This window comes from Aminobacter sp. P4_D5, from assembly GCF_056401815.1.
This window is the reverse complement of record NZ_JBFUIP010001027.1, coordinates 1-598: the sequence shown is the minus strand read 5'-3', so window position 1 is coordinate 598 and position 598 is coordinate 1. Positions and strand designations below refer to the sequence as shown.

Genomic DNA, 598 nt, shown 5'->3' with positions numbered 1-598 from the left:
CCATCGGGCAGCGAACGCCCTTGGGCACGAACACGAAGGACCCGTCGGTGAAGACGGCCGAATTCAGCGTCGCGTAGTAGTTGTCTGTCGTCGGCACCACGGTGCCGAGATACTTCTTCACCAGCTCGGGGTGCTCGCGGATGGCTTCCGAGATCGAGCAGAAGATGACGCCGGCCTTGGCCAGCTCGTCCTTGAAGGTGGTGACGACAGACACCGAATCGAACACGGCGTCGACGGCGACGCGGCCCGACTTGTAGACATTGTCGCCAAGCTCATCGAGTTCGGGATCGACAGTCTTTTGAACGCCGGCGAGGATTTCCTGCTCGCGCAACGGAATGCCGAGCTTTTCGTAGACCTTCAGGATCTCGGGATCGACTTCGTCGAGTGAGGTCGGTCCGGGCGTGCTCTTGGGCGCCGCGTAGAAATAGATGTCCTGGAAGTCGATCTTAGGATAGTTGACGCGCGCCCAGTTCGGCTCGTCAAGCGTCAGCCAGCGGCGATAGGCGCCGAGACGCCATTCGAGCATCCATTCCGGTTCGCCCTTCTTGGCCGAGATGAAGCGGACAATGTCTTCGCTGAGGCCCTTGGGGGCCTTGTC

The 598-nt window shown here is 60.9% G+C and carries 1 protein-coding gene; it reads right to left on the bottom strand.

Annotation, left to right across the window (positions count from 1 at the left end):
• Positions 1-598: SufB/SufD family protein (locus AC1DWF_RS36455; protein ID WP_476843315.1), on the bottom strand; the 598-nt coding region annotated here is incomplete at both ends.